This is a genomic window from Polaromonas sp., assembly GCF_010365105.1.
Lineage (GTDB): Bacteria > Pseudomonadota > Gammaproteobacteria > Burkholderiales > Burkholderiaceae_C > Polaromonas.
The window spans coordinates 15,110-39,571 of record NZ_JAAFGZ010000005.1 but is presented as its reverse complement, the minus strand read 5'-3'; the positions used below and the strand labels follow the sequence as shown (position 1 = coordinate 39,571).

Below are 24,462 nucleotides of genomic sequence, written 5' to 3'. Positions count from 1 at the left end.
AAACCTCAGGCTGGCGCGGCGGTCACAGCAGCGGCTCGGTATGGCCCGGCGCGCGATTCAGCAACTGGGTGCGCTGGTTGAGGCTGACCGAGCGGTAGCGCTCGTAGTGGCGCAGGATGTCCACGATGATTTCCTCGGGGCGCAGGTACTGGATGTCGTAGCCCTGGCGGCCGTCCTCGAAGAAGGTCATGGGCTCGAATACCTGGTCGCGCTCGGTCTCGCGCGCCGCTTCGCGCACCATGAACACCGGCACCGCGCGGCTCACGGCCTTCACGCCATAGACAAAGTCGCGCAGCGCCGGGTCGGGAATCGTCAGGCGCAGCACGCCTTCGGCCAGGCCGTCCTCGTGCACGCTGGCGGCCACGCCGCGCTGGCCCAGCTCGCGCGCCACATCGCGCATGGCCTGCAGCACGCCGGTCTGCATGAAGTTCAGCACGTCCTCGCGCGTGGACTGGTGCACGATCTGCTCCAGCCGTTTGCGCCAGTGCTGGCCGCTCCAGAAGTTGGTGGCCGGCGCCAAATCTTGCGTCGAATGCGCCACGTCGGCCTGCAGGCCGCGCCAGAGGCCGTAGCACAGCGCCAGCATGATGACCGCCACCGGCAGCGCGGCCACCAGCGTCATGGCCTGCAGCGCGCCCAGCCCGCCGGCCAGCAGCAGCACGGCGGCGGTCACGCCCAGCACCGCCGCCCAGAACAGGCGCTGCCAGACCGGCGAGCGCGGGTTGCCGCGCGAGGCAATCGCATCGACGACAAAGGCGCCGGAGTCGGCCGAGGTGACAAAAAACACGCCAATCAGCAAAATCGCCAGCCACGACACCGGCACGGTCAGCGGCAAAAAGTCAAAAAAGCGGAACAGCAGCGCATCGACATTGCCCACGGTCTGCGCCAGCGCGCCCTGCGCCACCTGCGTGTCGATCCAGATGGCGCCGTTGCCAAACGCCGTCATCCACAGCAGGTTGAAGGCCGTGGGCACCAGCAGCACGCCGATGATGAACTGGCGAATCGTGCGGCCGCGCGAGATGCGGGCGATGAACATGCCGACAAACGGCGACCAGGAAATCCACCAGGCCCAGTAGAGGATGGTCCAGCCGCCGAACCAGCCTTCGTCGCGCGTCGGCTCATAGACAAAGGTGCGCAGCGACATGTTGGCCAGGTTGGACAGGTAGCCGCCAATGTTTTCGCTCAGCGCCTGGAACAGGTAAACGGTTGGCCCGGTGATGATGACAAAGCCCAGCAGCAGGAATGACAGCGACAGGTTGAACTCGCTCAGGCGGCGCACGCCCTTGTCCAGCCCGCTGACCGCCGAGATGCCGGCCAGCGCCACCACGACGACGATGATGCCGATGCGAAAGGCGTTGGTCGAGGTGTCCCAGCCGCCGACCTTGTTCAGCCCGGCCGCCAGCTGCAGCGCGCCGTAGCCCAGCGTGGTGGCAATGCCGGCAATGGTGCCGACCAGCGCAAAGGCATCGACGCCGTGACCGATCGGGCCGTTGATGCGCTCCTTGAGCAGCGGGTACAGGCCCGAGCGCAGCGTCAGTGGCAGGTTGTAGCGAAAGCCGAAGTAGGCCAGCACCAGGCCCATGGTGCCGTACACCGCCCAGGCGTGAAAGCCCCAGTGGAAAAACGTCACCTGCAACGCCTCCTTGGCCGCTGCCGGCGTGCCGCCGAGCTGCGTCGGCGGCTTGAGGTAGTGCTGCAGCGGCTCGCCCACGCCAAAGTACATCAGGCCAATGCCCATGCCGGCGGCAAACAGCATCGCGGTCCATGACAGGAAGTTGAACTCGGGCAGGGCGTCATCGGGGCCGAGCCGGATGTCGCCAAAGCGGCTGGCCGCCACCATCAGCAGGAACACCAGAAACACCGTGACCGCGCTGGTGTAGAACCAGTCAAAGTGGCTGACCACCCAGCTCTGCGCGCCCGAGAAAAACAGGTCGGCGCGCTGCGGGAACATGCCGCAAAACACCAGCAGGCCGCCCAGCACCAGCAGCGCCGGCACGACGACCTGCGGCACCAGTGTGGTCAGCGGCGCGCTTGTCGGAGCGGGAGAATTGGGCATGATGCCGGGGGCAGCGGAAGGAGTGGAAGAAGGGACTTGCATGCGGTGGACTCCTGGATGGGCTCAAGGGCTGCCCGGCTTCAAGCGCCCTGGCGCAGCAGGGGCCAGCCGGGTGCGGCAAGGTGCAGGCGAATCGGGTGTGCGGCGCATGGTACGCCTTGCGCGGCTCCAACCGTGTCGGTCAATGGCTATTTCGCCGCCTCCACCTTCACTCGCGCATTGGGCGCCTCGCCAAACATCTCGGGCGCATACAGCGCGTCGACCCGGCTCGGCGGCAGCGCGAAGCTGCCGACGTTGTTCAGCCGCACGGTGTAGTCCATCTTCACCACGCCCTTGGGCAGGTACTCGTAATAGCTGCGATAGGCCTCGAAGCTGCGTTCCTCGAACGCCGGCCAGCCGGCCCCGGTGTTTTTCTCGCTGCGGGTGGCCATTTGCGAATCGCGCCCCAGGCCCGTGCCCAGGATCGTCGCGCCGCCCGGAATCGGGTCGGTGATGGCAACCCAGCGCATGTCGGCCGAGGCGTTGACTTCAAGCGTGATGCGCAGCACGTCGCCGCGCGTGTACTGGCCCTTCACCGCCTGCTCGACCGGCGTGATGGTCTTGCTGATCTGGTAGCCGGCATTGAACGGCGCTTTCAACGCCACCGCCGCCAGCGACTGCAGCGTGAGCCAGGGCTTGCCGCTGCCTTCATGCGTCACCGTCAGCGTGTCCTTCGCCGGGCTGCCCCAAGGTAAAAACAGGCTGTTGTTGCGCAGCATGCCGGGCGCGGCCGGTGCGCCAAAGAACGTCGTCTGGTGCGCGGAGCCTGAAGCATCGGCGGACGTGATGCGCTCGACCTTGCGCCAGTCCACGCTGGCGGGTTTGGCCGTGGCCGATGCGCTGGCCAGCGCTGCCTGGGTCATGCCCGTCACCGGCACGGCTTCAAACTTCGCCGAGAACTTGTCCAGCGCCAGCCCGCCCCAGAGGTTGGCCGTGGTGGTGTGCCACGCGCCTTTTTGCTGGCGGCCGATGAAGCCGTTGGCCAGCCGGGGCATGTCGCCCGCCCAGGCGGGGTCGTCCATCACGGCCAGCATCAGGCGTGCCGTGTTGACATCGCCGTTGACCATCAGCCACCACCAGTAATCGTCTTTTTCGGTGCTGAAGATCAGCTTGGTGCCTTGAAATGACAGGCGCGATTTCAAAATCTGGTTTGCCTCGGCCAGGCGTTCCTCGCGCTGCGGCACGTCGGACACGCGCTTGAGGATGTTCAGCCAGTCGATCACTGCATGCGTCGGCCACTGGTTGGGCGCAATGGTGATGCTGCCCGTCATGCGGCCTTGCGCCTTGCCGTAGCGCGACAGCGCTTCAAGCGCGGCCAGTTTGCGCACGTCCAGGTCTTTTCGGGGGCTCCAGAAATCGCGCTGGATGCGGCCCTCGACGAAGGCGGTCAAGCCGCGCTCCATCGCCGCACGCGCCTCGTCGGGCAGGGCAAACGCCGGACTCAATGCGGTTGCCTCGTGCGTGGCGGCCAGAAAGTAAGCCGTCAGCGTGTCGCTGCCGCGCGCCGCGTCGCCGTCACGCGGCGGAAAGTAGCTGGCCAGGCCGTCGCTGTCGAGGTAGCCGGGCAGTTGCGCCGCGACCGTTTGCCACAGCTTGCCGTCGCGCAGGCCAATCGCCTTGCTGGTTTGCTGCTCCAGGCAGACGAAAGGATAGGCCGCGAACCAGTCGCGCACGCCGTCCATGCCTTCGGCGAGTTTGGGTTGCAGCGACAGCTTCAGGCCGCCACGACCGGGCAGGGCGTCCAGCGGCGGGTTCACGTTGAGCTTGAAGCTGCCATCGACCTGCACCAGGGTGGCCTGCTGCACCGTCAGCGGTACGGCGGGAATGAGGCGCTGGCTGGCCTTGAGGCCGTCGCGCGCGCCGCCCAGCGTGTCTTTGGCCTGGATTTCCCACAGCATGGCTTCGGCGCGCGTCAGCCCGGGTTGCGCCGGGGCGGTGACACTCCAGGCGACTTCACGCGCCTCGCCGGCCGGAATATCGACCGTTTGCGGCGGCAGGTCGAGCAGCGTCGCGCGCGGGCTGACCTCGACTTTCATCGCCGTTTTCGTCGTGTTGCGCAGCGTGACTTGCGCGCGAAACTCATCGCCCTCGCGCACCAGGGGCGGCAGGCCGCTGATGATCTGCAAGTCCTGCGTCGCCTTGATCGTCGTCTGGCCGGTGCCGAACAGGCCGGTGGAGGCGTCGGCGACAGCCACGATGCGAAAGCTCGTCAGCGCATCGTTGAGCGGCACGGTCACCACCGCCCGGCCCTGGGCGTCGAGCTGCACCTTCGGGTTCCACAGCAGCAGCGTGTCGAGCAGCTCGCGCGTGTTGCTGCGCCCGCCGCCGCCGCCCGCCGCCACGGCCTTGCGGCCGTAATGCCGCCGGCCAATGATTTCCATCTGCGCCGTTGCCGTTTCCACGCCCCACGAACGGCGTTGCAGCATGGCGTCCAGCAGGTTCCACGAGGTGTTGGGCATCAGCTCCAGCAGTGCTTCATCGACGGCGGCCAGCGCCACTTCGGCATTGGCGGCGGGCTGGCCGTTGGGCAGCTTGACGTTGACCGTGACCTGCGCCTGGCCACGCACCGCATAGCTGTCCTTGTCGGCTTTCACGCTGACATCCAGCTGGTGCGCCTTCGTGCCGACGCGGATTTCCGCCAGCCCCAGCCGGAAGGCGGGCTTGCTCAGATCGACCAGCGCAGTCGGCGCCACATATTCCCGGCCTTCGTACCAGAACGAGGTCCACCACTCGCGCGGCGCCTTGAAGCCCCAGGTGAAAAAGCTGTACCACGGCACTTCGCGCAGCCGCCCGCGCAGCGCCAGCACGCTGACATAGACGTTCGGCCCCCAGCTTTCCTTGACCTGCAGGCGCACCGTCGGGTCCTGGCCGTTGAGCTGCACCACCTGCGTCTCGATGATGCCTTCGCGTTCAATCGACACCAGCGCGGTGGCAAAGCGAAACGGCATGCGCACCTGGAACACGGCCGTCTCGCCGGGCTGGTAGATTTTCTTTTCGGGCAGCACGTCCATGCGGTCGTGGTTCTCGCCGCCGAACCAGAGTTCTCCCTGCCGCGTGACATAGACCGAGCTGGCGGCCTGGATGATGTGGCCGTCCTGGTCCTTCGCCGTCACGACGAGTTCGACTTCGCCCGGCTCGCCGAGTTTGGCCTCGCACAACAGGAGCCCGCGTGCGTCGCTCTTGCCGCTGCAGACGCTGCCCAGATCCTTCAGGTTGGTCTGGTTGTCGTAGGTGTAGAAGCCACCGACCATGCGCTTGCGGCTGGTGGTGACGATGCGGGCGACGGCCTTCACGTCCAGCGCAATCCCGGCGGCAGGCTTGCCGTTCAGGTTCAGGGCCAGCGCCTGGAACTTGACTTTCTGGCTGCTAGAAGCCCAGCCTTCGGTCTTGATGCCGGCCACCACGCCGGCCGGCCATAGCGTCGAGACGCTGCGCAGCGTCTGCACTTCGCCGTTCGGGTCGGCGTAGCTGGCTTCCAGCAGCAACTCCTGCGCCTGCTTGCCGACCGGCACGTCGGGAATGGTGAGCTTGCCCGCGCCGTTGCGGTCCAGCGTCAGCGGCAGCTTGTCGGCAATCACGCGCTGGTCTTGCGCGGCGCTGGTTTCTTCCTCGCCTTCGGTGGTTTCAGAGCGTACGGCGCGCGGCGGCGAAAAGCTGAATTCCTCGTAGTCGCTGTAGCGCAGGGTTTTGCCGCGCACCAGCGCCGACACGCGCACCGGCAGGTTCACCGCCGGGCCGCCCGCCACGTAGCTGACCTGCACATCGGCAGGCACGGCCTTGACATTCACCAGCGCCTGCGGGTTGGCCGGCGTGATGCGCCCGGCCAGCACCGGCAGGCGAAATTCCTCGACGCGGAACTGGCCGCTGCTCACGATTTCCTCCTGGTTGCCGTCGGAGGTTTTGCGCTGGCCCTTGAGCTGCACCTCGTACACGCCGAGCTTGGCGGCGGGCGGAATCGAAAAGGTGTTTTCCGCACTCAGCCCGCCGGTGGCGGTCTTGCGCCAGGTGACGGCCTGCGTGGTTTGCTGGCCGCTGCCGGTGTGGGTGATGACCAAGGTGTCCGGCTTCAGCGCGGGCAGGCCGAAACCGGGGCCGGTTTCGTTGCGCAGCACATGCTTCATCGACACGGTGTCGCCAGCCCTGAAAAGCGTGCGGTCAAAAATCGTGTGGACGCGCGTATCTGGCGACGGGTCGCTGCGGGTCGGCACGTTGAAGCGCCAGGACTCGATGCCCTTGTGCCAGTCGCTCCAGGTGAACGCCATGTCCTCCATGCCGGCCTGCGCAGCGCGCGCGCTGACAAAGTAGGCATTGCCGCCCTCGTCGCCGGCGCAGCGCGGCGGGTCGGACGACAGGCCGGTGAACCGGGCAATGCCCTGCGCATCGGTCGTGGCCTTGGCCAGCTCGACGCCCTGGCAGCTGGAGACGCGCACCACCGCCCCGGCCACGGGCGCGCCCTTGTCGAGCGTGGTGACCCAGGCCAGCGCGTTCTCGCGGCCCAGCTTGAAGTGAACGCCCAGGTTGGTCACCAGCGCCGAGGTGCGCACGTACATCGTGCGGCTGGCGCCGTGGCGCTCGTCGAGCAGCGACGCGCCAAGCTGCTGCGAGGCGATCTCGACCACATGAAAGCCGGGCGACAGCGGAATGCCGATGACTTCAAACGGGCGCAGGGCACCCGCCGTTGCGGCGCTGCCGGAGGCAGTGACGGGTTTGGGCAAGTCCAGTGTCTTGACGCCCGGCTGGCCGCCCAGCAGCGACACCATGCGCGACTGCACCGCATCCCGGTCGTTTTTGTCCAGCTTCTCCAGCGGCCGGGGCAGCGGGGTTTTGCTGTCGGCGGCCGCCAGCTTGCGCTCCACCTCGTAGCGGTCATAGCGCTGCACCTTGCGGAACCAGGCAATGATGTCGGCGTCGCCTTGCGGCTGCAGGTCGCTGACCCGGCCTGGCGCCAAGTCCTTCAGCGGCAAATTCGCCTCGACATTGCGCAGCGTGACGGGCAGCAGCGCCGGGTCGCCCGCCTGGCTGCCCGGTTCGGCAAAGCGCTCCAGGATGCCGAACGGCGCAGCGGCAAACTTGGCCAGCGGCGGCATGGCGCCGGTCGCGACCTGCATCGGAAAACTGCCGGCGTTGGCCAGTGGGCGGCTTGACGCGTCCTTGAAGCCTGCGGGCAGTTGCAGCGTGAATTGGCCCCGCTCGGCAAAGAGGGGCTTGAAACTGAGTTCCGTGACCAGGCTGTCGCCATCGCCGACGTCTGCTTCAAAGGCCGGCTTGAACTCGCCGCTGGCAGACTTCAGGCGAATCGCCTCGGCCAGCTTGCGCGGCACCGGCGCATTGAAGCCCAGCCGCATGGGCCGGATGGGCAAACACGCCGACTGGGCATTTTCACGCTCGCAGCTGAAGCTGGCGGTGAAGGGCTCGCGCACCGTGAAGTCGTAACGTTTCTCGACCGAGTTGGGGATGCCGCTGGGCGTGCGCACGCCCTGGCCATAGACCAGTTGCACTTTGGTCGCGGGCGTGAGGCGCCGGTTGCAGGCCAGCGTGGCAATCCGCAGCGGGTCCTGGGCGGCAGCCTTGTCCAGGTGTTGCGACTTCAGCAGCGCGCCCCGTTCGCTGCCCTCGATCAGCCGCACCGGCACGCGCTCGCCCAGGCCTTCCATCGAACACCAGACGTTGTGCTGCAGGCTGGCCAGCGTGGCCGGCCCGTTCAGTTCCAGCACGAAATACTGTTCTTCGTCGATGGGTTGGTAGGTTCCGGGGCGCAGGTTTTTGATAAACGGCCCGCCGCTATTGAATTGATAGCTGCTGGTGCCCGTCAGCAGGGCGGAAGAGGGCGATTTGAAGCCTGACACGGCTGTGACGGTGCAGCGCACGCCGGGCGGCAGGTCCTGGTCGAACTCAAAAATCCATTCGCGGTTGCCGGTCCAGCGGCCAGTGCCTTGGGCCGCCTGCGCGTCGCTGCAGCGCAGGGCCAGCGGGGCCGGGGCTTTGGGGTCGCCGAAGTTGACCGCCGCCTCGTCGAATTTGACGACGACCTGCCGGACTTGGGCGACCTCGCCTTGGGGGGACAGGCTGGTAATTTGCAGCGCTTGCGCCTGCAGGGCCGTGGCGGCTATCAGGGCCGAGATGATTTGGGGAAGGATTTGCGCCACGTTAACTCCTGGTCAGGAGGTGGAGCGTAGCCGATTAATTTGCCAAGCTCTGCCGTGGCCGGGCGAGATTCGTCGTAAAAAAAAGGCGGACTGTTCAGTCCGCCTTTTTCAGTTGGCCGTGGCGCGACCGGATCAGCCCAAATCAACCGGCACAAAAATCCGCGTGTCGCCGCGCAGGATCAGCAGCGCCACCGATTTTTGCGATTTCGCCACGGTAGCGCGCACCTGCTCGATGTTCTTCACCGGAATGCCGTTGATCGACAGCAGCACATCGCCCGCCTGCACGCCGGCCTGGGCCGCCGGGCCGCTGGCCTGCTGCACCACCAGTCCGCTGTCGGTGCCGGCTTCCTGCTGCTCGTCGGGCTGCAGCGGACGCAATGCCAGGCCCAGTTTTCCCTGTCCCGCCGGTTCTTTCTTGCTGGCGACCTGCGCGGACTTGTCGTCGGCATTGGCCAGCTTGGCGCTCAGTTCCCTGGATGCCCCCTGGCGCCACACGCCCAGCGTGACGGTGTCGCCCGGCGTCGCCAGGCCAATCACCGCCGGCAGGTCGCCCGATGACACGATGGGCTGGCCGTTCACCTGGCGGATCACGTCGCCCGACATCAGCCCAGCCTTGTCGGCCGGGCTGCCTTTTTCGACCGACGACACCAGCGCACCTTCGGGCTTGTCGAGCTTGAAGGAGTCGGCAAAGGCCTGGTTGACCTCCTGCACCGCCACGCCCAGCTTGGCATGCTCGACCTTGCCGGTGGCGACGATCTGGTTCTTGATCTTGTTGGCGATGTCGATCGGGATGGCAAACGACACGCCCTGGTAGCCGCCGCTGCGGGTGTAGATTTGCGAGTTGATGCCGACCACTTCGCCGCGTGCGTTGAACAGCGGGCCGCCCGAGTTGCCGGGGTTGATGGCGACATCGGTCTGGATGAAGGGCACGGCGCTGTCGTCGGGCAAGGACCGGCCCTTGGCGCTGACGACGCCGGCGGTCACGGTGTTTTCAAAACCGAAGGGCGAGCCGATGGCCAGTACCCATTCGCCGACCTTCAGCTCGCTGGTCTTGCCCAGCTTGGCAACCGGCAGGTTGCTGGCCTCGATCTTCAGCACGGCAATGTCGGTCTTGGCGTCGGCCCCCAGCACCTTGGCGCGGAACTCGCGCCGGTCAGTCAGTTTGACGGTAACTTCCTTCGCGCCGCGCACCACATGCGCATTGGTCAAAATGATGCCGTCGGCGCTGACGATGAATCCCGAGCCCTGGCCGCGCGTCGGCATTTCCTGCTGTGCGCCAGGTCCGCCCCGGCCTGTACCCGGGTGCCCCTGGCCTTGCTGAAAGCGGCGGAATAATTCGCCGAGCGGGCCATTGAGCGGATCGTCCTGCGCGTCGCCGCCGCCGTCTTGCGCCAATGGCGAGTCGTTGGATACCTTGGTGGTGCCGGTGACGCTGATGTTGACCACCGACGGGCCGTAGCGCTCGGTGATCTGCGAAAAATCGGGCAGGGCCACGGGTGTGGCCCCGGGGACTGCGGCGACGAAAGCGGGCGGCGAGATGGCCGCTGCGGCTGTCGTATGCATGGCGTTGAACGCGCCGACCCCGGCGCCGCCAATGGCACCAGCGGCCAGCAGTGCGGCAACCAGGCGGGTATTGCTTGAAACGGCTGATGTCATGGGAAAGCTCCTGTCGGGTAAGGCACGCATTGGTACCGATGCAGACAAGTATGGAGACGCAGGCTTAGACGAAACTTAAAGTTGATCAGCATGGCAAGGTGTGGCGGGCGCAAATCGCACCTCCACCTTCAGGCCGCCCAGGCGGGGCGATTCGCCCAGTGTCAGCACCGCGCCGTGCCTGTCGGCAATCGCCTTGACGATGGCCAGCCCCAGGCCGCTGCCGCTTTGCTGCGCCGTGTCGCTGGCGCGAAAGAAACGGTCGAACACGCGCGGCCGGAGTTCCGGCGCAATGCCCGGTCCACTGTCTTCGACGCTCAGCACCGGGCTGCCGTCCACCAGCGCCAGCGACACATCGACCTGGCCGCCCGGCGGCGTGTACTTGACGGCGTTTTCCAGCAGGTTGCGCAGCAGGATGCACAGCGCCTCCATCTGGCCGCTGACGGGAGGCACGGCCTGCCCGGAAGGGTTTTCAACCAGCCCCAAATCGATCTGCCCCCGCCGCGCCTGCGGCAAGGTATCAGCCACGGCCAGTTGCACCACCTGATGCAGATCGACCTGCTGGGTGCCGCCGGTCGGGGCCGGACCGGCTTCCTCGCGCGCCAGCAGCAGCAGTTGCTCGACGCCCCGGATGGCCCGGTCCAGCCCCAGGTTCAGGCGCGCCACGCCCTCTTCGCGCGCGGCAGGGTCGTCGTCCACGCGGCGCAATGTTTGCGCCTGGAGCTTGAGCGCCGTCAGGGGCGAGCGCAGTTCATGCGCTGCATCGGCGACAAAGTTTTTCTGCGCCTCGAAGGCGTGCCGCACCCGGCCGAACAGCAGGTTGAGTTCATCGACCAGCGGCTGCACTTCGTCGGGCAGGCCGGCGCCTTCGAGCGGTGAAAAATCATCGGCGGCGCGGCTGGCGACGGCCAGGCGCGTGCGTTCGATGGGTGCCAGCGAGCGCTTGATGATCCACCAGACTGCCAGCATCAGCAGCGGCGTGAGCCAGGCAAGCGGCAGCACGGCGCGCAGCGCCAGCGCCCGCGCGCGGGCGGTGCGCGCGCTCAGGTCCTGCGCGATCTGCACGGTCTGCAAGGGTGTTTGCAGCGTGTACACCCGGTAGCGGTTGCCGTGCGCCTCGACATCCGAAAAGCCCAGCACTGCGCGCGGCGGCAAGGCCGAGCGGGTGGATCGGAAAATCTGCGTGCCGTCCTGACCCCAGATCTGCACGAACAGGTCGTAGCCTGAATCTTCTTCGGCCCCGGCCTGCGGCAGCCCCAGCGGAATGCCGCCGCGCAGCGAGCGCGCCATCTGCTGCAGATGGTCATCGAACAGCGCATCGGCCTGGCGCAGCGCACCCCGGTAAGCGGTGACGGCCTGCAACACCGCCGCCAGCAGGATCGCCACCAGCACGAACCACAGCAGGCGGCGTTTGAGGGAATGCGTGGCGTTCATTCCTTGGGCACCACGTAGCCCAGGCCGCGAACGTTCTGGATGAAGTCGTTGCCGAGTTTCTTGCGCAGGCCGTGGACATACACCTCGACCGCATTGCTGCTGATGTCGTCCTTCCAGCTGAACAGCTTTTCCTCCAGCTGGGCGCGCGACAGCACCGCGCCGGGCCGGGCAATCAGCGCTTCCAGCACCGCCCATTCGCGCGCCGACAGCGACACCTGCTGGCCGTGAACCATGGCTTCGCGCGTCGCCGGGTTCAGGCTGACGCCCTTGTGCGCAAACACCGGCTCGCCCCGGCCGGCACTGCGGCGCAGCAGGGCGCGGATGCGCGCCAGCAATTCGTCAATGTCATAGGGCTTGAGCACATAGTCGTCGGCGCCAGCATCCAGCCCGGCGATGCGCTCGGCCACGCCGTCGCGCGCCGTGGCCACCAGCACCGGTACCGCGTCGCGCCGCTTGCGCAAGGCGCGAAGCACCTCCAGTCCGTCGCGTTGGGGCAGGCCCAGGTCGAGCAGCACCATGTCGTATTGTTCGCTCTTGAGCGCTGCGTCGGCCATGACGCCATCGCGCACCCAATCGACGGCGTAGTGTTCGGCGCGCAGCACCTGCAGCACCGCCTCGCCAATCATCGCGTCGTCTTCAACCAGCAGTAAGCGCATGGGGGTTTCCTTGAAGTTGCACAGTCTGATGGGTGCAGCTTAGACGGGACTTAAAACGCGCGCTCCGGCTGCCTGGGTCCAGCACGGTGCCCGGACGTTGCTTGAACGCTGCTGTTTTGATAGCGTGAGGTGCAGGCGGGACGTGCGAAAAAGGCCAAAATCATTTGTGTTTCCGTAAAAATCCAGGTCGTTCATACGCCGGAACCCGAGTCTTGCCCGCCGCGCTCAGTCGCCGTTGCGCCGCCACACCAGCCCGAGCGCACTGACTTTCTGCCAGGTCGTGGCGCGCTCGTCGGACAGCACGTCCAGAAAGTCCGACAGCCGCTTGGACTTGGCCATGGTGTAGAACGTCAGCACCAGCGCCAGCACAAAGACGATGGCAAAAATCCACAGCTTGCGGCCCATCGGCGCGTCGGCCTCGGCCAGCAGGTTCATGCCCAGGAAACCCGTCGTCACCGTGCCGATGAGGCCGAAGATGGTCACCACCGTCAGGCGCACCACCGTGTTGGCCTGGCGGCGCAGGCTGTCGGCGTCCAGGTAGTTGTTCATCTCGCCAATGCGCTCCTTGACCTCCTGGTACAGGGAATCGACCTCCAGATGCCCGGCGCACAGGCGAAACAGCGCGCGCACCTGGCCCTGCTCGGAAATGTCATGAAACCAGTAGCGGTGCGTGAAGCGCAAAAAGCTGGCAAAGCTGTTGCGTATCGTGCGCTTGAAGGTGCGCACGCTGGCGGCGTCGGCAATGTCCAGGTTCTTCAGCGCCTCGGCCAGCCGGTCCGAGAACATCAAAAGCGCCGCCTTCTGGAAATGCGCAATCAGGAACAGCAAAAAATGCTGGTGCCGGAACTGCGCCAGCACGCCGCGTTCGGGGCAGACGAAAAACGGGCTGTTCGCATCGCCCAGCACCACCAGCGAATGGCCGCTGCACAGGTAGCGCGTGTGGGGTGCGGCGCCGCCTTCGCGCCAGAAGCGGTCGTAGCAAAAGCGCCTTTCAAAGTCGCCCGGCTGGGCTTCGGCGTAAGGCGTGCGGGTGTCAAGGGTAGCGTCGGGTGGCCCGAGCACCAGCGCCAGGCGGATGAAGTCGTTGCGGCTCACGGCAAGCGGGTTGTCCACGGCCAGAAAGGCCAGCTGCGGCATCCGGTAGTACTCGATCTGCCGGTAGCGCAGGCTTCCGGCCTTGCCGGAATGGTCGCCCACCAGCGGTTCGAGCAGCCAGGCCCAGTGCGCGGCCACGCGCGGCGCGCGGTGCTGGCTGACATGCGCCATGAACACCTCGCGCTGGCTGGCGTCCGACTGCGCCAGCACCTGGCCGCCCAGGCCCAGCCATTCAGCGCTGAGCAGGCAGTGCTGGGCGTTGCCGTCGGCGTCCCAGCTGGCCGGGTAGCCACGGCCAAAGCGGTACAGCAGCTCTTGCGCCTGCACCAGCGTCAGGTCGCTGGCGCTGACCTCGACATTGAGCAGCACCAGGTCCAAGTCCAGAAAAAAATACAGATCGACATGGGCAATGTCGAGCATGACGGGCGCCGCACCCGCATGCGTCACGGCGCGAAGGGCCTTGACATCGCTGCGGCGAAACACCCGCATGGGCGAGCCGGCGGTGGCGACCGCGCCGGGCTGGCTGCGCCCCTCGCCGTACAAAAACCGCTGCACATAAGGCAGAAAACTGACGAACTCGTTGTAGTGGCGCTCGTGAAAGCGGCCGCTGCCGCCGCTGTATTCATCGACCACTTCCCGCCAGGGCGACGCCTCGCCCATGCTTGCCAGCAATTCCCAGGGTTTGGCATGCCGGCCTTCGGAACCGCGAACCGGCATCAGCCGCAAAGGCCAGAGCAAGACCTGCCGGAACTGTTTGACGCAGACTTGAGAAGATTCAGCAGACATGGGAGCGGCCTTGCGGAGTGCAGGATGCGGGGCAGGCAGTGTACGGGAATGCCGGGGCTGGACAGCTTGGCCAAGGATTGAAAAAACACAATCGTGCTATTCGATTGGCGCGGTCCTCAACATCGCGCCATGAATTCTGAAATCACACCTTTGCCTGCGGTTTCCTCCACGCCGATCTACGGCAATGCATTCAGGATGCGGCTGCGGGGCTGACACCACTGCCATGACGCCAAAACCCTATCGCAAGACGTCACCGGGTGGCCTTGTCTTGACATCAGCCAGCGTGAAATAGAACACAGCGCCGTCATCTACCTTGCTTTCAGCCCAGACACGGCCGCCGTGCCGTTCAATAATGCGTTTCACAGTGGCCAGGCCGATGCCGGTTCCTTCAAAATCCGAGGGTGAATGCAGCCGCTCGAAGGTGCCAAAAAGCTTCTCGGCGTACGCCATGTCAAAGCCGGCGCCATTGTCTTTGACAAAATAGACGGTTTCGTTGTCTGCGTTCGTCGCGCAGCCGATGTCGATCCGGGTCAGTTCGCGCTTGGACGTGAATTTCCAGGCATTGCTCAGCAGGTTCTGCACCACCACCCCCAACAGGCGCCAGTCACCCGTGGCGACCATTGCGTCCTGAATGTGGATTTCTGCCCGGCGGCATGGCTCGCGTTCCTGGCACTCCTGCGCAACGCGCCTGGCCAGTGCGCTCAGGTCAACCTGGCTGAACTGCAGCGTGTCGCGTGACAGTTGCGCCAGTGACAGCAGACCATCGATCAGCTCGCCCATGTGCCGCACGCCATTGCGGATACGGTGCATGTAATGCTTGCCTTTTTCGCCCGCCTTGTCGGCCACCGCCCGCTCCAGCAAATGGCTGAATCCGTCAATCGTTTTCAGGGGTGCGCGAAGGTCGTGTGACACCGAATACGAGAACGTTTCCAGGGCCTGGTTGGCCGCTTCAAGCTGGAGGGTGCGCTGGCGCACCCGGTCTTCCAGTTCGCTGTTGAGCAAAAGGATTTCGTCTTTTGCCCGACCCAACTCGTCGCTGCGTTTTTTGAGCGAACGAATTTTGCAAAGCAATATGACCGCGAAGGCCAGCGTCAGCAAACCCTGAAAAATGTTCAGCGCAATGCTGATGTGAACCTGTTCACGCGCCACAGCATCGCGGTTTTGATTACTTTCTCCCACCACCTCAATGGTGAGCAATGACAGGTCATGGATGGGGTCGACAAGCGGCTCGACTTCGTTCAACAGGATGGCGATGACGTCCGGCGTCAGGCGGGAAGGCGAATTTTCTGAAAGGAAGGGATCGGCGCGACCAATGAATTGTGCGATCAGTTCAGAGGTATGCGGCTGGTTCGGCAGCGATACATCCGGTCTGCTGAGCTGCATGGATTGCACCAGCGAGAAGCGGCTGACGAAAATTTCATAACCCTGGCGCAGCGCCTCGGCATTGATGGCCTGGGGGTAGCGCCGTGCCTGACGCAGGCTGTCGCGAAGCGCGGTGTACTCGTATTCAAGCTGGAAGAAAATCCACGAGATATTTTCTTCCTTGTAGGCAATGGTGCCGTCGATTCGCTGGCTCTGACGCGCCTGTATCCAGCCGACAGCTACAAACACGGCTATCAGCAACGCCGTCACACCCACTGCCCAGCGGCCCGAAAACACGTAGCGTAATAGAGGATGCTGGACGGCTTCAGTCACTGCACTTCGAGAGCACGAATTTGCCAGGCAGAGCGGTTGTAATACAAGTTTGCTTGAAGCACGATGTTGCTGTCATACGGGTAAACAATGAACAGCGGCCCCTTGTCTCTTGTCGCCATCGGTTTGTCATCCATCAGGCGCGCCAGGATCACCGGGAACTGCTGGATATCCGCGACGGGAATCTCGACCTTGTAATCGTTCAGGGAGACTGCCTTGAAGGTTTTTCCCTGCGCGCCGACAGCTGCCAGAACGTCGCGCAGCAACGGCCCGGTGAACTTTTTCTTCTCCGGGTACCAGGGGGTCATGGTCAAGAAGCTGTGCTGGGGAAGGGCCGCCAGCATGTCCATGTCGAATTTGGCCAAATCACCGGCGGTTTTGACCTTGATATTGCCGCTGACGGTCAAAACGACCTTTCCTTTGGGGTCGTCCAGCGCATGGGCTGGTTTGGCAAGGAAAAAGGCCGCGACGCTCAGCAAACACAGCCGGCGATTCGGGTTTGAAAACATCGGTAATCCTGGTTATTTGCTCTGCCACAAAAGCGCATGGTTTTGACGAAGCAGCACCTCAAAAAGCAGGTGCTGACCAGAGTATTGATATGAGTATCTAATCGTGTCTTTTAGTATATGTGCGTTACATAATCAGGTCAATCGATAGCCTGTACTGCAGTTTTATGAAGCGCGAATGCAAAAAATCTGGCCTGTCGATCTATTTTGTTGAACACAGCCAGGGAGAAAAGCAACACCTCGATATGCTGACCAACCATGCTTCGCGCCAAGGCGACTGGCCAGCGGGGCGAGTCAAACCGAGTCTAAAAAAATCTGCATTCTGGCCAGCATGCGCCCAGCTTAGGCCGCAGGGTCAGCGGCCCTTCCCAGCACAGCAACCAGGTCGGACTGGGTGATCATGCCGACCAGGCGTTTGTCCTCGTCCACGATGGGAATATGGTGATGGCCCGTGCTGCCAAACAGCGGCAGCAGTTCCACCAGATACCTCTCCATGCTGGCCACCCGCACGTTGCGCGTCATGATCTGGCCGACCAGTTTGGGCTTGCTGGAGAAGACATTGGCTGTCGTGCGCACCAGATTTCGCAACTTGTCGCCAAAGCCTTCATAGACATCCAGTTCAGCCGCGCGCATGAAATCGGCCAGTGTGATGATGCCCGCGATGCGAAAGGATTTGTCCACCACCGGCAGGGCCTTGATGCGGCGTTCGCGCAGAAGCGCCCACGCCTGCTGCAGTGGCGTGTCAAACGCCACAGTCACCAGGTCGCGGGACATGATGTCTGCGCAGCGCATCTGGGTCAGCTTGCGCTCGTAAGCGCGCAGCTGGGTCTCCACCAGCAGCGCCTTGAGATCGTCACGGCTCACGTCCAGCACCTGGTTGTAACGTGCCAGCACCGCGTCCAGGTCCGCGTCGAGCATCTGGTCGGTGGGTGAAGTGGGCGCCGCGGCAGGCTTTAGCTGACTGTGCGGGTAGTGCCGGCGCGTGGCATTGTTGTAGCCAATGCCGGCCAGCACCAGCAAGAGGCAGTTGAGCAATACCGGGTACAGCGCAAATGCCGGCTCACGGATTCCCCCCATTACCATCATCAGAGCCATGGCGCCGCCGGGCGGATGCAGGCAGCGCATCGCCAGCATCACGGCAATGGCCGTAGCCACGGCCAGCGCAGCGGCCAACTCCGGCGAGCCCAGAAGGTGCATGCCGTGTACGCCGGCAATGCCCACCAGCGCCGACAAGGTGTTGCCACCCACCACGGGCCATGGCTGCGACATCGGCCCGGCAGGAACGGCAAACACCAGCACCGCGCTCGCCCCCAGCGGTGCGACCAGCCAGGGAAGTTTTTGCACCACTGAACTCTGGCCAAAATAAAAGCACAGCAGCCCGGTCAGGAAAATTCCGAAAAGCGAGCCTGCCACGATGCGAAGCCGCTCGCGGTTGTTGATACGGGTACGCGCCGGCAGGAAACCGCGCCACCAGTCAGCACTCAACAAAGCGTTGAACCCGTCACGGGAAGGCAAATTCATTGGATGTGGTTCTCATGTCTAGGACCCCTCAAGGCGTTGATACCACTCGGCATACGGTGTATTTTTGACTAGGTGCCGGTTGAAATCCCTGGCGCCATCGGTCCACCAGACCGGGCCGCGTTCGCCCAGCGCGATTTTCGCTGCGTTGACTTCTGCCCGGGCTTGCGCAAGTCTGGCTATGTCTTGGGCGCCAAGAGCCGTCTTCACGGCGCGCCGGGCGTTCATGAGTTGCTGCACCAGTGCGCCGCGCACGTCTTCAGGCAGGGATGGATGGGTGGCCCGCCACAGCCGGCCGCGAACGACAAAGTAGCGCCCGTCGGGAGTAGTGGGTGGGTTCATGGAAGCCTGACTGATCAACGCACATTCATGCGGGATTCAAAGACGGGTTGACGACACATTTAAAAGTTTAAATTCCGTTACTTGTTGATAGCTGTGATTGAAATCATTGAAATCCGGTTCCTGTTCATTCAGGAAGCCGCCAAATCAAAACGACACATGTGCCAGACACCCCTTTGCCCACAGTGTCTCAGTTCGGAGACAACACCGCTGTCAGGCCTGCTGCAGCAATGGCATACGCGACCGCAGCAAGGGTGATCACAGTGCGCGAGGCTTTTCGGTTGCTGAGCAAGGCGAGCAAGCCGATGGCAGACATGCCGTACATCGTGGCAGCCAGCAAGTAAGCCTGAGGTGCCGGGACGAAAGTTGACGGACCTCCATGGCGCGGCGACGTGCCGAACCCGGAGTAGGCCGCGATCAGAGAGCCGCCGACCATGCCCAGCATGATGAGCGCAGCGACTGCGGCCTGTGCTCCGGCGCTAAGGACAACGGGTGATTTCATAAGATCTGGGATTCAAGACAAGCGGGTGACAACGGAAGGATGCCAGGCCTGGACTGGGAGAAATGCTGCGTTTCACAGAACATGCCTGGTGGCCTGCCGTTGGCGTTTCGTTTGAGAAAGGGGTTGAGCGTTGACTTCAGTGGCAAGGGTCGTCAGTCCACTTGTTTGACTGTGAGCATGCCCTTGCCATTCGGAAGAACTTCGGGTCTGGTGCAGGTGTCGCCCTCGCACGCAAGTGTCCATTGGCGCAATTGAGGACTTTCTCCTTTCGAACACTTCAGCATGAACGACACATCGTAGCCAACCGCTGTCTTTCGAATTTCGGCCTCAACCGGATCATCATTGAAGACGCCACGTGTGCTGCAATTGTCATTTGTCTGTCGTCCGTCGAAGGAAACCTTTCCATGCATGACGCCATTCGCCGCAAGTGTGTTGACTTCAATCCGGACATCGCCGGAGTATTTGCGCCCGCTGTTTCCGCTTGTGAAGTCCCAGCCTCCGACGAGCTTGTAGGGCTTGAAGGCGTCATTTGCAGTGGTCGGATCTGCTGCGATAGCGGATGTACATCCGAGCAGGCATGAGACCAGCGTCGCTGCGATTAGTTTTGAACGATGCATTTTTGGTCCTTGTGAAAAGTCTGAATGACACAAAAGCCTTCAAATCAAATCGAAGGCGCATGGAACTCAAGCCAGAAGCAACGCAATCCCGAAAATGAAACAGGGCCCTCAAGCGGCATGCCGAAGTGGGTCCGCTCGACCAAGTGCTCAGGTCGCTCCCTGGGTGCCTGACGGTTTGAACGTGGTGCCATACAGAGCAGCGGCCATCGGGAAAAGAACCACATAGCCAATGATTCCGACGTTCCTGATGTTCATGTTGGCTAACGGTATACCCAATAGCCCAAGGAATGCAAGAGCAGAACTCGCGTAGAGCAGTTGGCGCACCCACCGCCTGCGCCCAGTGCCCGGAACTGCAAACGCAGCAAACAAGGCCCCCAGAGGAAAGAATACGTCCCACGCCAAAATGTCCAGGGCGTAGACCACAGACGGCCAGGTGAAAGAGAAGACCAGCCCTGCCCATGCGGTAGCTGCCATCTCGGGCTGGCGGCTGAGCGTCAATATCGCAAAATGAACTGATGAAGTGAGCGCGGCACACATGCTCATGAAGATCACGCCAAGCAGTGCCAAAGGTTTTCTCTCCGCAGATGCGGCCGAGTGGATGCCTACCGTGAATGCAACCATTGCTGGTGCAATTGCGAGAATCAGAATTTCCATGAGCGTGAACCAGGGATCCTGAATCTGCTTGTCTGGCGACGGCAGGGTGAGCAGTCCGACCCCCAAGACGGCCGCATAGGCCAAGCACAGAGATGCCAGCGCTTTGCCGGCTACGGTTTGCAATCGATTTGATGGGTATTCGACTTCTGGACGCATAGGGAAAAACAGGGTCGTTTATGCAACTTGACGTTTGACTTCAGTGGACCGAATCGTCGCAGGCGGGTCCGCCTGAAAAAAGGGCCAGGCGTCACTGGGGGACTCTTCGCTTTTGCTACGAACACGCAGCCGTGAGCGCTTGTAAACCAACTTCCGAATGACTTTGCGACGATAGAAGTACATGGGCGCACAGACTGCAAGTGCGCCTGGCCAGAGCAGGAAAAGTGAAGTGCCTTTGTACGCAGTCATTGCAAAGTAGGCCAGCACCAGAACGACTGCGGTGGAGACAGCCCAGGCCAGCAGAACTGACTTATTGCGCATTGCGCGCTTTGTGGACTTGGCTATGACGATTGGACGCTCCCAGGCCTCGAATGAATTGAGTTCGGGAAACCGGTACATGATCGAAACCGGGCGAGTTGCAGTGTTCTTGCGCCCGGTTTCCTGTTTTTGTGCTTCCTCTGCTACGGCATCGCAAACGACTTCTGCCTGGCTTTTGTCTATATCGCAGGCGCTCCTTGATGACTAACGTTGGAGTTTCACCGCTGTCGAAGGCAGTCCGTTGCAACGAATGGTAAGGCAACTCTACCTTGCGAAAGCACAAAGTCGTCTTGCATTTCAGAGCCAGCGCTGTACTGCCTCAGTGGTGTCAGTCGGCCCAGTGTTGAAGCACAGCTTGGCTTGAGGAGCGTGCGCGTGTACAACGTTTATCAACTTTTCAAACAATAAAAAGTTTCCTGCGATTGTTCGTATGCCTGCCCCAATGACGATGCAATCGAACCGTTTTTGTTCCAGTTGGTCCCGAACAACTGCTTCAGCAGTTTCACCAAAATCGGTAAGACACATTTGCACGTCGTAGCCTCGGTCAGTCAAGCTGTCTTCAGAAGCTTTGAGGCCGGCCAATACCTTCGCCGCGTTCATGCCAGGGTAAGCGGCGTAGTCTGGATCAGAAAAATCCATGAGCGTAGGTTGCACCCCAATCACCAGGATACTTTTCTTGTCTGTCATAACTTTCTCCACGTAGTCTATGTTTTTCAGATATCAAGCACTGTAATCGTCTTGTACGGGTAGCGGGTGTGTGAGTGTGGCATTTTTCATCTGCTTGACGTTTGAATTCAGTGGACGGCGAAGCCCATCCACTGCAATGATTGGTTAGGCGTCATTGCCACCAGAGTTGCCCTGCCGTTGCTAACGCTACACCAGGAAGAAAGGCAATGCGAAAGAACAGCGGATGGAGTACCTCGTGAAGCGCTTCGCCGCTGTATGTCTTCGCGTACCCGCCAAGCTCCCAAAGCGTGGCCCATGCCGCAAGGAAGCCGCCTGATGCACTCAAAATCTTGCCTGGATCAGCATTCATGTGCGCTCCCACCTTGCCAAGCATCCAGGCGATGGCAACACCGACACCATCGACAAGAAAAGTTGCGATGAAAGCAGATGCAATTCCTCTACGAAGCTCAGCTGCAAACTTATGCGCGGATTCCCGCGCCTCGTTCTCCCATCCCACCTTTGGAAACTGGCCTTGGTCAAAGGCTCGGCGCAAGTCTGGTGCTTGCAAGTTGACTGCCATTCCATGCGCGACCGCTAAATCGAGGTACTTTTTTTCGGCCGTGACGAACAGCAAAAGTGCCTTCAGCGTGTTTGCTTTGGCGAATGGGGAGGATGGTCTGCTCATGAGATTTAACGTTAATTGGACGACATCATCTTATTGCCACAGCACTCCCCAATGCCGTGCCATTTACTCGATAGTCCAGATTTTCCATTTGAAGCCATAGCTGTTCAGCATTCAGGCAAACCAAAAATTTCACGGACGAACTTCGCACGGCGGAATCCGCTAAATACGATGACATTGAGTTATTCGGGCGAGGACAATGCTGTCCGCATAAGCTGAACCCGAATAATCATCAGCAACAAAGCCCCGCTGACCCCAGAAAAATCACCCCAGCCGCGCCCGGTGCCGCGCAATCTGCGCCCGCACTTGCACGGGTGCCGTACCACCCAGAATATTCCGCGCATTCAGCGAACCACGCAGGCTCAGCACGTCATACACATCCTTTTCAATCGACGGGTTGAACTCCTGCAACACCGCCAGCGGCAGTTCCGACAAGTCCACCTGATGCGCCGTGGCGGCCTTGACAGCGTGGGCGACGGTTTCGTGGGCGTCGCGGAAGGGCAGGCCTTTTTTCGTCAGGTAGTCGGCCAGGTCGGTGGCGGTGGCGTAGCCGCGCAGGGCGGCGCGTTCCATCGCTTCAGGCTTGACGGTGATGCCGCCGACCATGTCGGCAAAGATGCGCAGCGTGTCCTTCAGCGTATCGACGGTGTCGAACAGCGGCTCCTTGTCTTCCTGGTTGTCCTTGTTGTAGGCCAGCGGCTGGCCCTTCATCAGCGTGATCAGGCCCATCAGGTGGCCGACGACGCGGCCGGTCTTGCCGCGTGCCAGTTCGGGCACGTCGGGGTTTTTCTTCTGCGGCATGATCGACGAGCCGGTGGTGAAGCGGTCGGCGATGTGGATGAAACTGAAGTTCTGGCTCATCCAGAGAATCAGCTCTTCGCTGAAGCGGCTGATGTGAACCATCGCCAGCGACGCAGCTGCCGTGAATTCAATCGCAAAGTCGCGGTCGCTGACGGCGTCCAGGCTGTTCTGGCAGACCTGCGGCTGGCCTTGCTCGTCAACCATGCCCAAGGTGGTGGCAACGCGCTCGCGGTCCAGCGGGTAGCTGGTGCCGGCCAGGGCGGCGGCGCCCAGCGGCAGGCGGTTCACCCGGCGACGCACTTCATTCATGCGTTCGGCGTCGCGGCTGAACATCTCGACGTAGGCCAGCATGTGGTGGCCAAAACTGACCGGCTGGGCGACCTGCAGGTGGGTGAAGCCGGGCAAAATCACTTCGACGTTTTTATCGGCCATCTCGACCAGCGCCTTTTGCAGATCAATCAGCAGGCCGCCAATCAGGTCGATCTCGCCACGAAGCCACAGTCGGACGTCGGTGGCGACCTGGTCGTTGCGCGAGCGGCCGGTGTGCAGGCGCTTGCCGGGGTCGCCCACTAATTGGGTCAGCCGCGCCTCGATGTTCAGGTGAACGTCCTCAAGGTCGAGCTTCCATTCAAATTCGCCGGCTTCGATCTCGCGCGTGATTTGCGCCATGCCGTACTGGATGGCGTCATGGTCGGCGGGGGCAATGATGCCTTGCGCGGCCAGCATGTCGGCGTGCGCCAGCGAGCCGGCAATGTCGGCCTGCCACAGCCGCTTGTCAAAAAACACGCTGGAGGTGTAGCGCTTGACCAGGTCGCTCATGGGCTCGGAAAACAGGGCAGACCAGGCTTGGGATTTTTTGTCGAATTGATTCATGGCGGGCTTTCTTGAAGGGACAGGCTCTGGGCGGGTTGAAACGAGCGCTGTGTTGGGGCTGAGCCGGTGGCTGAAATAGTCTTCAGCCCAAGGGCCTGAAAGCCTCGACCGGTGCAATACTCATCCCGGTAATTTTATCTGCGCGCCTGATGGCCTGAAAATCAACCCGGACTGAAGAACCGCAACCCTTCTTTTTAATGATGAAGCCCGCCACTGTCTCCCAGAACTTTGACGATTCCACCCTGCATGGCGGCTTGACACCGTCCGATGCGCTGGTGGCTGCCTCGCCTTTAACGCCGGGTGCCAGCCTGTTCGACGCGTGTCATGTGGGCGTCGTGCTGCGGGTGGTCCTGCTGGTACAGGCGGTTGCCGGCGTGGGTGCGATGTTTGGCACCTCGGACCCGCTGGACTGGCTGCTGCGGTTTTCGCTGCTGACCGGCGGCGTGCTGCCCGCCACACTGGCCTGGCTGATCGCCGTCTGCGCTTTCAAGGCCCGTTTGAACCGGTTGCAGGTTCCGGGGCAATGGCTGGCCGGGACCGTCCTGGGAGCTGCTGCAGGGCTCTATGCCTGCGGCCTGCTGGCGCTGATGGGCATGCTGCCCATTGCGCCGTGGTGGGCCAGCGGTGCCGCCGGCGTGCTGCTGTCGGCGCTGGTGCTGGCAGGCCTGTTCTGGCGTGCCAAGGCCAGGACGCCTGCGGCCACGGCTGCCCGTCTGGCCGAGTTGCAGTCGCGCATCCGGCCACATTTTTTGTTCAACACGCTGAACAGCGCGATTGCGCTGGTGCGTGCGGAGCCGGCCAGGGCCGAGGCGGTGCTGGAAGACCTGAGCGAGTTGTTCAGGAGCGCGCTGGCCGACCCGGCCGAGTCGGTTACGCTGGCGCAGGAAATTTTGCTGGCGCAGCGCTACCTGGACATCGAGCAGGTCCGCTTTGGCGACAGGTTGCGCGTGCAGTGGAACCTGGACCCCGGCGCAGACACGGCCCGGCTGCCACCGCTGCTCCTGCAGCCGCTGGTTGAAAATGCCGTGTTGCACGGCGTGGAGCCCAGTGCCAGCGGCGCAAGAATCCTCATCTCAACGAGCCGGCACGGCAGCACCGTGGTCATCAAGGTGACCAATTCGACACCCGCCGGAAGCGGACGGCCGGGCCATGGGCTGGCGCTGGCCAATGTACGCGAGCGTCTGTTCCTGCTGCATGATGTGCAGGCCCAGTTCAGGACGGCTTGCAAGAACGGGCTGTTTCAGGTCCGGCTGGAGATTCCCTTGTGAACGCC

Annotated in this window: 18 protein-coding genes; 1 reads left to right on the top strand and 17 read right to left on the bottom strand. The window is 62.8% G+C overall.

Annotated features, from left to right (window positions below; translation table 11 throughout):
• Positions 1 to 22: 22 nt before the first annotated feature.
• The 17 genes from GZ092_RS04310 to argH form a co-directional block, all read right to left on the bottom strand.
• Positions 23 to 2,056, bottom strand: a complete 2,034-nt coding sequence (locus GZ092_RS04310) for a BCCT family transporter (protein ID WP_293634973.1) — start codon at positions 2,054 to 2,056, stop codon at positions 23 to 25.
• Between the two features lie 188 nt (positions 2,057 to 2,244).
• A complete protein-coding gene (locus GZ092_RS04305) occupies positions 2,245 to 8,241 on the bottom strand; it encodes an MG2 domain-containing protein (protein ID WP_293634702.1) in 5,997 nt (1,998 codons plus the stop codon).
• Between the two features lie 132 nt (positions 8,242 to 8,373).
• Complete coding sequence (locus GZ092_RS04300) at positions 8,374 to 9,897, bottom strand: DegQ family serine endoprotease (protein WP_293634700.1); 1,524 nt, start codon at positions 9,895 to 9,897, stop codon at positions 8,374 to 8,376.
• Between the two features lie 75 nt (positions 9,898 to 9,972).
• A complete protein-coding gene (locus tag GZ092_RS04295; protein ID WP_293634698.1) occupies positions 9,973 to 11,328 on the bottom strand; it encodes an ATP-binding protein in 1,356 nt (451 codons plus the stop codon).
• Positions 11,325 to 11,984: a response regulator gene (locus tag GZ092_RS04290; protein ID WP_293634696.1), complete on the bottom strand. Its 660-nt coding sequence runs from the start codon at positions 11,982 to 11,984 to the stop codon at positions 11,325 to 11,327. The genes GZ092_RS04295 and GZ092_RS04290 overlap by 4 nt, the downstream gene beginning before the upstream one ends.
• 225 nt (positions 11,985 to 12,209) lie before the next feature.
• Positions 12,210 to 13,865, bottom strand: a complete 1,656-nt coding sequence (locus GZ092_RS04285) for a CorA family divalent cation transporter (RefSeq protein ID WP_293634694.1) — start codon at positions 13,863 to 13,865, stop codon at positions 12,210 to 12,212.
• Between the two features lie 237 nt (positions 13,866 to 14,102).
• Positions 14,103 to 15,560: an ATP-binding protein gene (locus tag GZ092_RS04280; RefSeq protein ID WP_293634692.1), complete on the bottom strand. Its 1,458-nt coding sequence runs from the start codon at positions 15,558 to 15,560 to the stop codon at positions 14,103 to 14,105.
• Positions 15,557 to 16,036 (bottom strand): hypothetical protein, encoded by a 480-nt coding sequence (locus GZ092_RS04275; protein WP_293634690.1) that lies wholly within the window; start codon positions 16,034 to 16,036, stop codon positions 15,557 to 15,559. The genes GZ092_RS04280 and GZ092_RS04275 overlap by 4 nt, the downstream gene beginning before the upstream one ends.
• Positions 16,037 to 16,405: 369 nt before the next feature.
• Positions 16,406 to 17,584 carry an HPP family protein gene (locus GZ092_RS04270; protein WP_293634688.1) on the bottom strand — a complete coding sequence of 393 codons (1,179 nt, stop codon included), beginning with the start codon at positions 17,582 to 17,584 and terminating at the stop codon, positions 16,406 to 16,408.
• 18 nt (positions 17,585 to 17,602) lie between these two features.
• The gene (locus tag GZ092_RS04265; RefSeq protein WP_293634686.1) at positions 17,603 to 17,923 is read right to left on the bottom strand and encodes a hypothetical protein; all 321 of its coding nucleotides are present in this window, start codon (positions 17,921 to 17,923) and stop codon (positions 17,603 to 17,605) included.
• A gap of 187 nt (positions 17,924 to 18,110) precedes the next feature.
• Positions 18,111 to 18,422, bottom strand: a complete 312-nt coding sequence (locus tag GZ092_RS04260) for a hypothetical protein (RefSeq protein ID WP_293634684.1) — start codon at positions 18,420 to 18,422, stop codon at positions 18,111 to 18,113.
• Positions 18,423 to 18,574: 152 nt separating this feature from the next.
• Entirely contained in the window at positions 18,575 to 19,039 is a 465-nt protein-coding gene (locus GZ092_RS04255; RefSeq protein ID WP_293634682.1) for a hypothetical protein, read from the bottom strand.
• A gap of 147 nt (positions 19,040 to 19,186) precedes the next feature.
• Complete coding sequence (locus GZ092_RS04250; protein WP_293634681.1) at positions 19,187 to 19,849, bottom strand: hypothetical protein; 663 nt, start codon at positions 19,847 to 19,849, stop codon at positions 19,187 to 19,189.
• Positions 19,850 to 19,867: 18 nt separating this feature from the next.
• Positions 19,868 to 20,248, bottom strand: coding sequence for a hypothetical protein (locus tag GZ092_RS04245; protein WP_293634680.1), 381 nt, complete (start codon positions 20,246 to 20,248; stop codon positions 19,868 to 19,870).
• A 216-nt stretch (positions 20,249 to 20,464) separates the two neighbouring features.
• Entirely contained in the window at positions 20,465 to 20,854 is a 390-nt protein-coding gene (locus GZ092_RS04240; protein WP_293634679.1) for a hypothetical protein, read from the bottom strand.
• A gap of 151 nt (positions 20,855 to 21,005) precedes the next feature.
• The gene (locus GZ092_RS04235) at positions 21,006 to 21,518 is read right to left on the bottom strand and encodes a hypothetical protein (protein ID WP_293634678.1); all 513 of its coding nucleotides are present in this window, start codon (positions 21,516 to 21,518) and stop codon (positions 21,006 to 21,008) included.
• 261 nt (positions 21,519 to 21,779) lie between these two features.
• Positions 21,780 to 23,189 (bottom strand): argininosuccinate lyase, encoded by a 1,410-nt coding sequence (gene argH / locus GZ092_RS04230; protein WP_293634677.1) that lies wholly within the window; start codon positions 23,187 to 23,189, stop codon positions 21,780 to 21,782.
• 200 nt (positions 23,190 to 23,389) lie between these two features.
• Between argH and GZ092_RS04225 the strand changes: the two genes are divergently transcribed.
• Positions 23,390 to 24,457 (top strand): histidine kinase, encoded by a 1,068-nt coding sequence (locus tag GZ092_RS04225; RefSeq protein WP_293634676.1) that lies wholly within the window; start codon positions 23,390 to 23,392, stop codon positions 24,455 to 24,457.
• Positions 24,458 to 24,462 lie beyond the last annotated feature (5 nt).

Coding starts and splice junctions, on each gene's coding strand:
- GZ092_RS04250 (WP_293634681.1), bottom strand. CDS start 19,849: ATGCGTCCAGAAGTCGAATACCCATCAAATCGATTGCAAACCGTAGCC.
- GZ092_RS04225 (WP_293634676.1), top strand. CDS start 23,390: ATGAAGCCCGCCACTGTCTCCCAGAACTTTGACGATTCCACCCTGCAT.
- GZ092_RS04270 (WP_293634688.1), bottom strand. CDS start 17,584: ATGAATTTGCCTTCCCGTGACGGGTTCAACGCTTTGTTGAGTGCTGAC.
- GZ092_RS04255 (WP_293634682.1), bottom strand. CDS start 19,039: ATGCATCGTTCAAAACTAATCGCAGCGACGCTGGTCTCATGCCTGCTC.
- GZ092_RS04290 (WP_293634696.1), bottom strand. CDS start 11,984: ATGCGCTTACTGCTGGTTGAAGACGACGCGATGATTGGCGAGGCGGTG.
- GZ092_RS04240 (WP_293634679.1), bottom strand. CDS start 20,854: ATGACAGACAAGAAAAGTATCCTGGTGATTGGGGTGCAACCTACGCTC.
- GZ092_RS04245 (WP_293634680.1), bottom strand. CDS start 20,248: ATGTACCGGTTTCCCGAACTCAATTCATTCGAGGCCTGGGAGCGTCCA.
- GZ092_RS04295 (WP_293634698.1), bottom strand. CDS start 11,328: ATGAACGCCACGCATTCCCTCAAACGCCGCCTGCTGTGGTTCGTGCTG.
- GZ092_RS04235 (WP_293634678.1), bottom strand. CDS start 21,518: ATGAGCAGACCATCCTCCCCATTCGCCAAAGCAAACACGCTGAAGGCA.
- GZ092_RS04285 (WP_293634694.1), bottom strand. CDS start 13,865: ATGTCTGCTGAATCTTCTCAAGTCTGCGTCAAACAGTTCCGGCAGGTC.
- GZ092_RS04260 (WP_293634684.1), bottom strand. CDS start 18,422: ATGAAATCACCCGTTGTCCTTAGCGCCGGAGCACAGGCCGCAGTCGCT.
- argH (WP_293634677.1), bottom strand. CDS start 23,189: ATGAATCAATTCGACAAAAAATCCCAAGCCTGGTCTGCCCTGTTTTCC.
- GZ092_RS04265 (WP_293634686.1), bottom strand. CDS start 17,923: ATGAACCCACCCACTACTCCCGACGGGCGCTACTTTGTCGTTCGCGGC.
- GZ092_RS04300 (WP_293634700.1), bottom strand. CDS start 9,897: ATGACATCAGCCGTTTCAAGCAATACCCGCCTGGTTGCCGCACTGCTG.
- GZ092_RS04310 (WP_293634973.1), bottom strand. CDS start 2,056: ATGCCCAATTCTCCCGCTCCGACAAGCGCGCCGCTGACCACACTGGTG.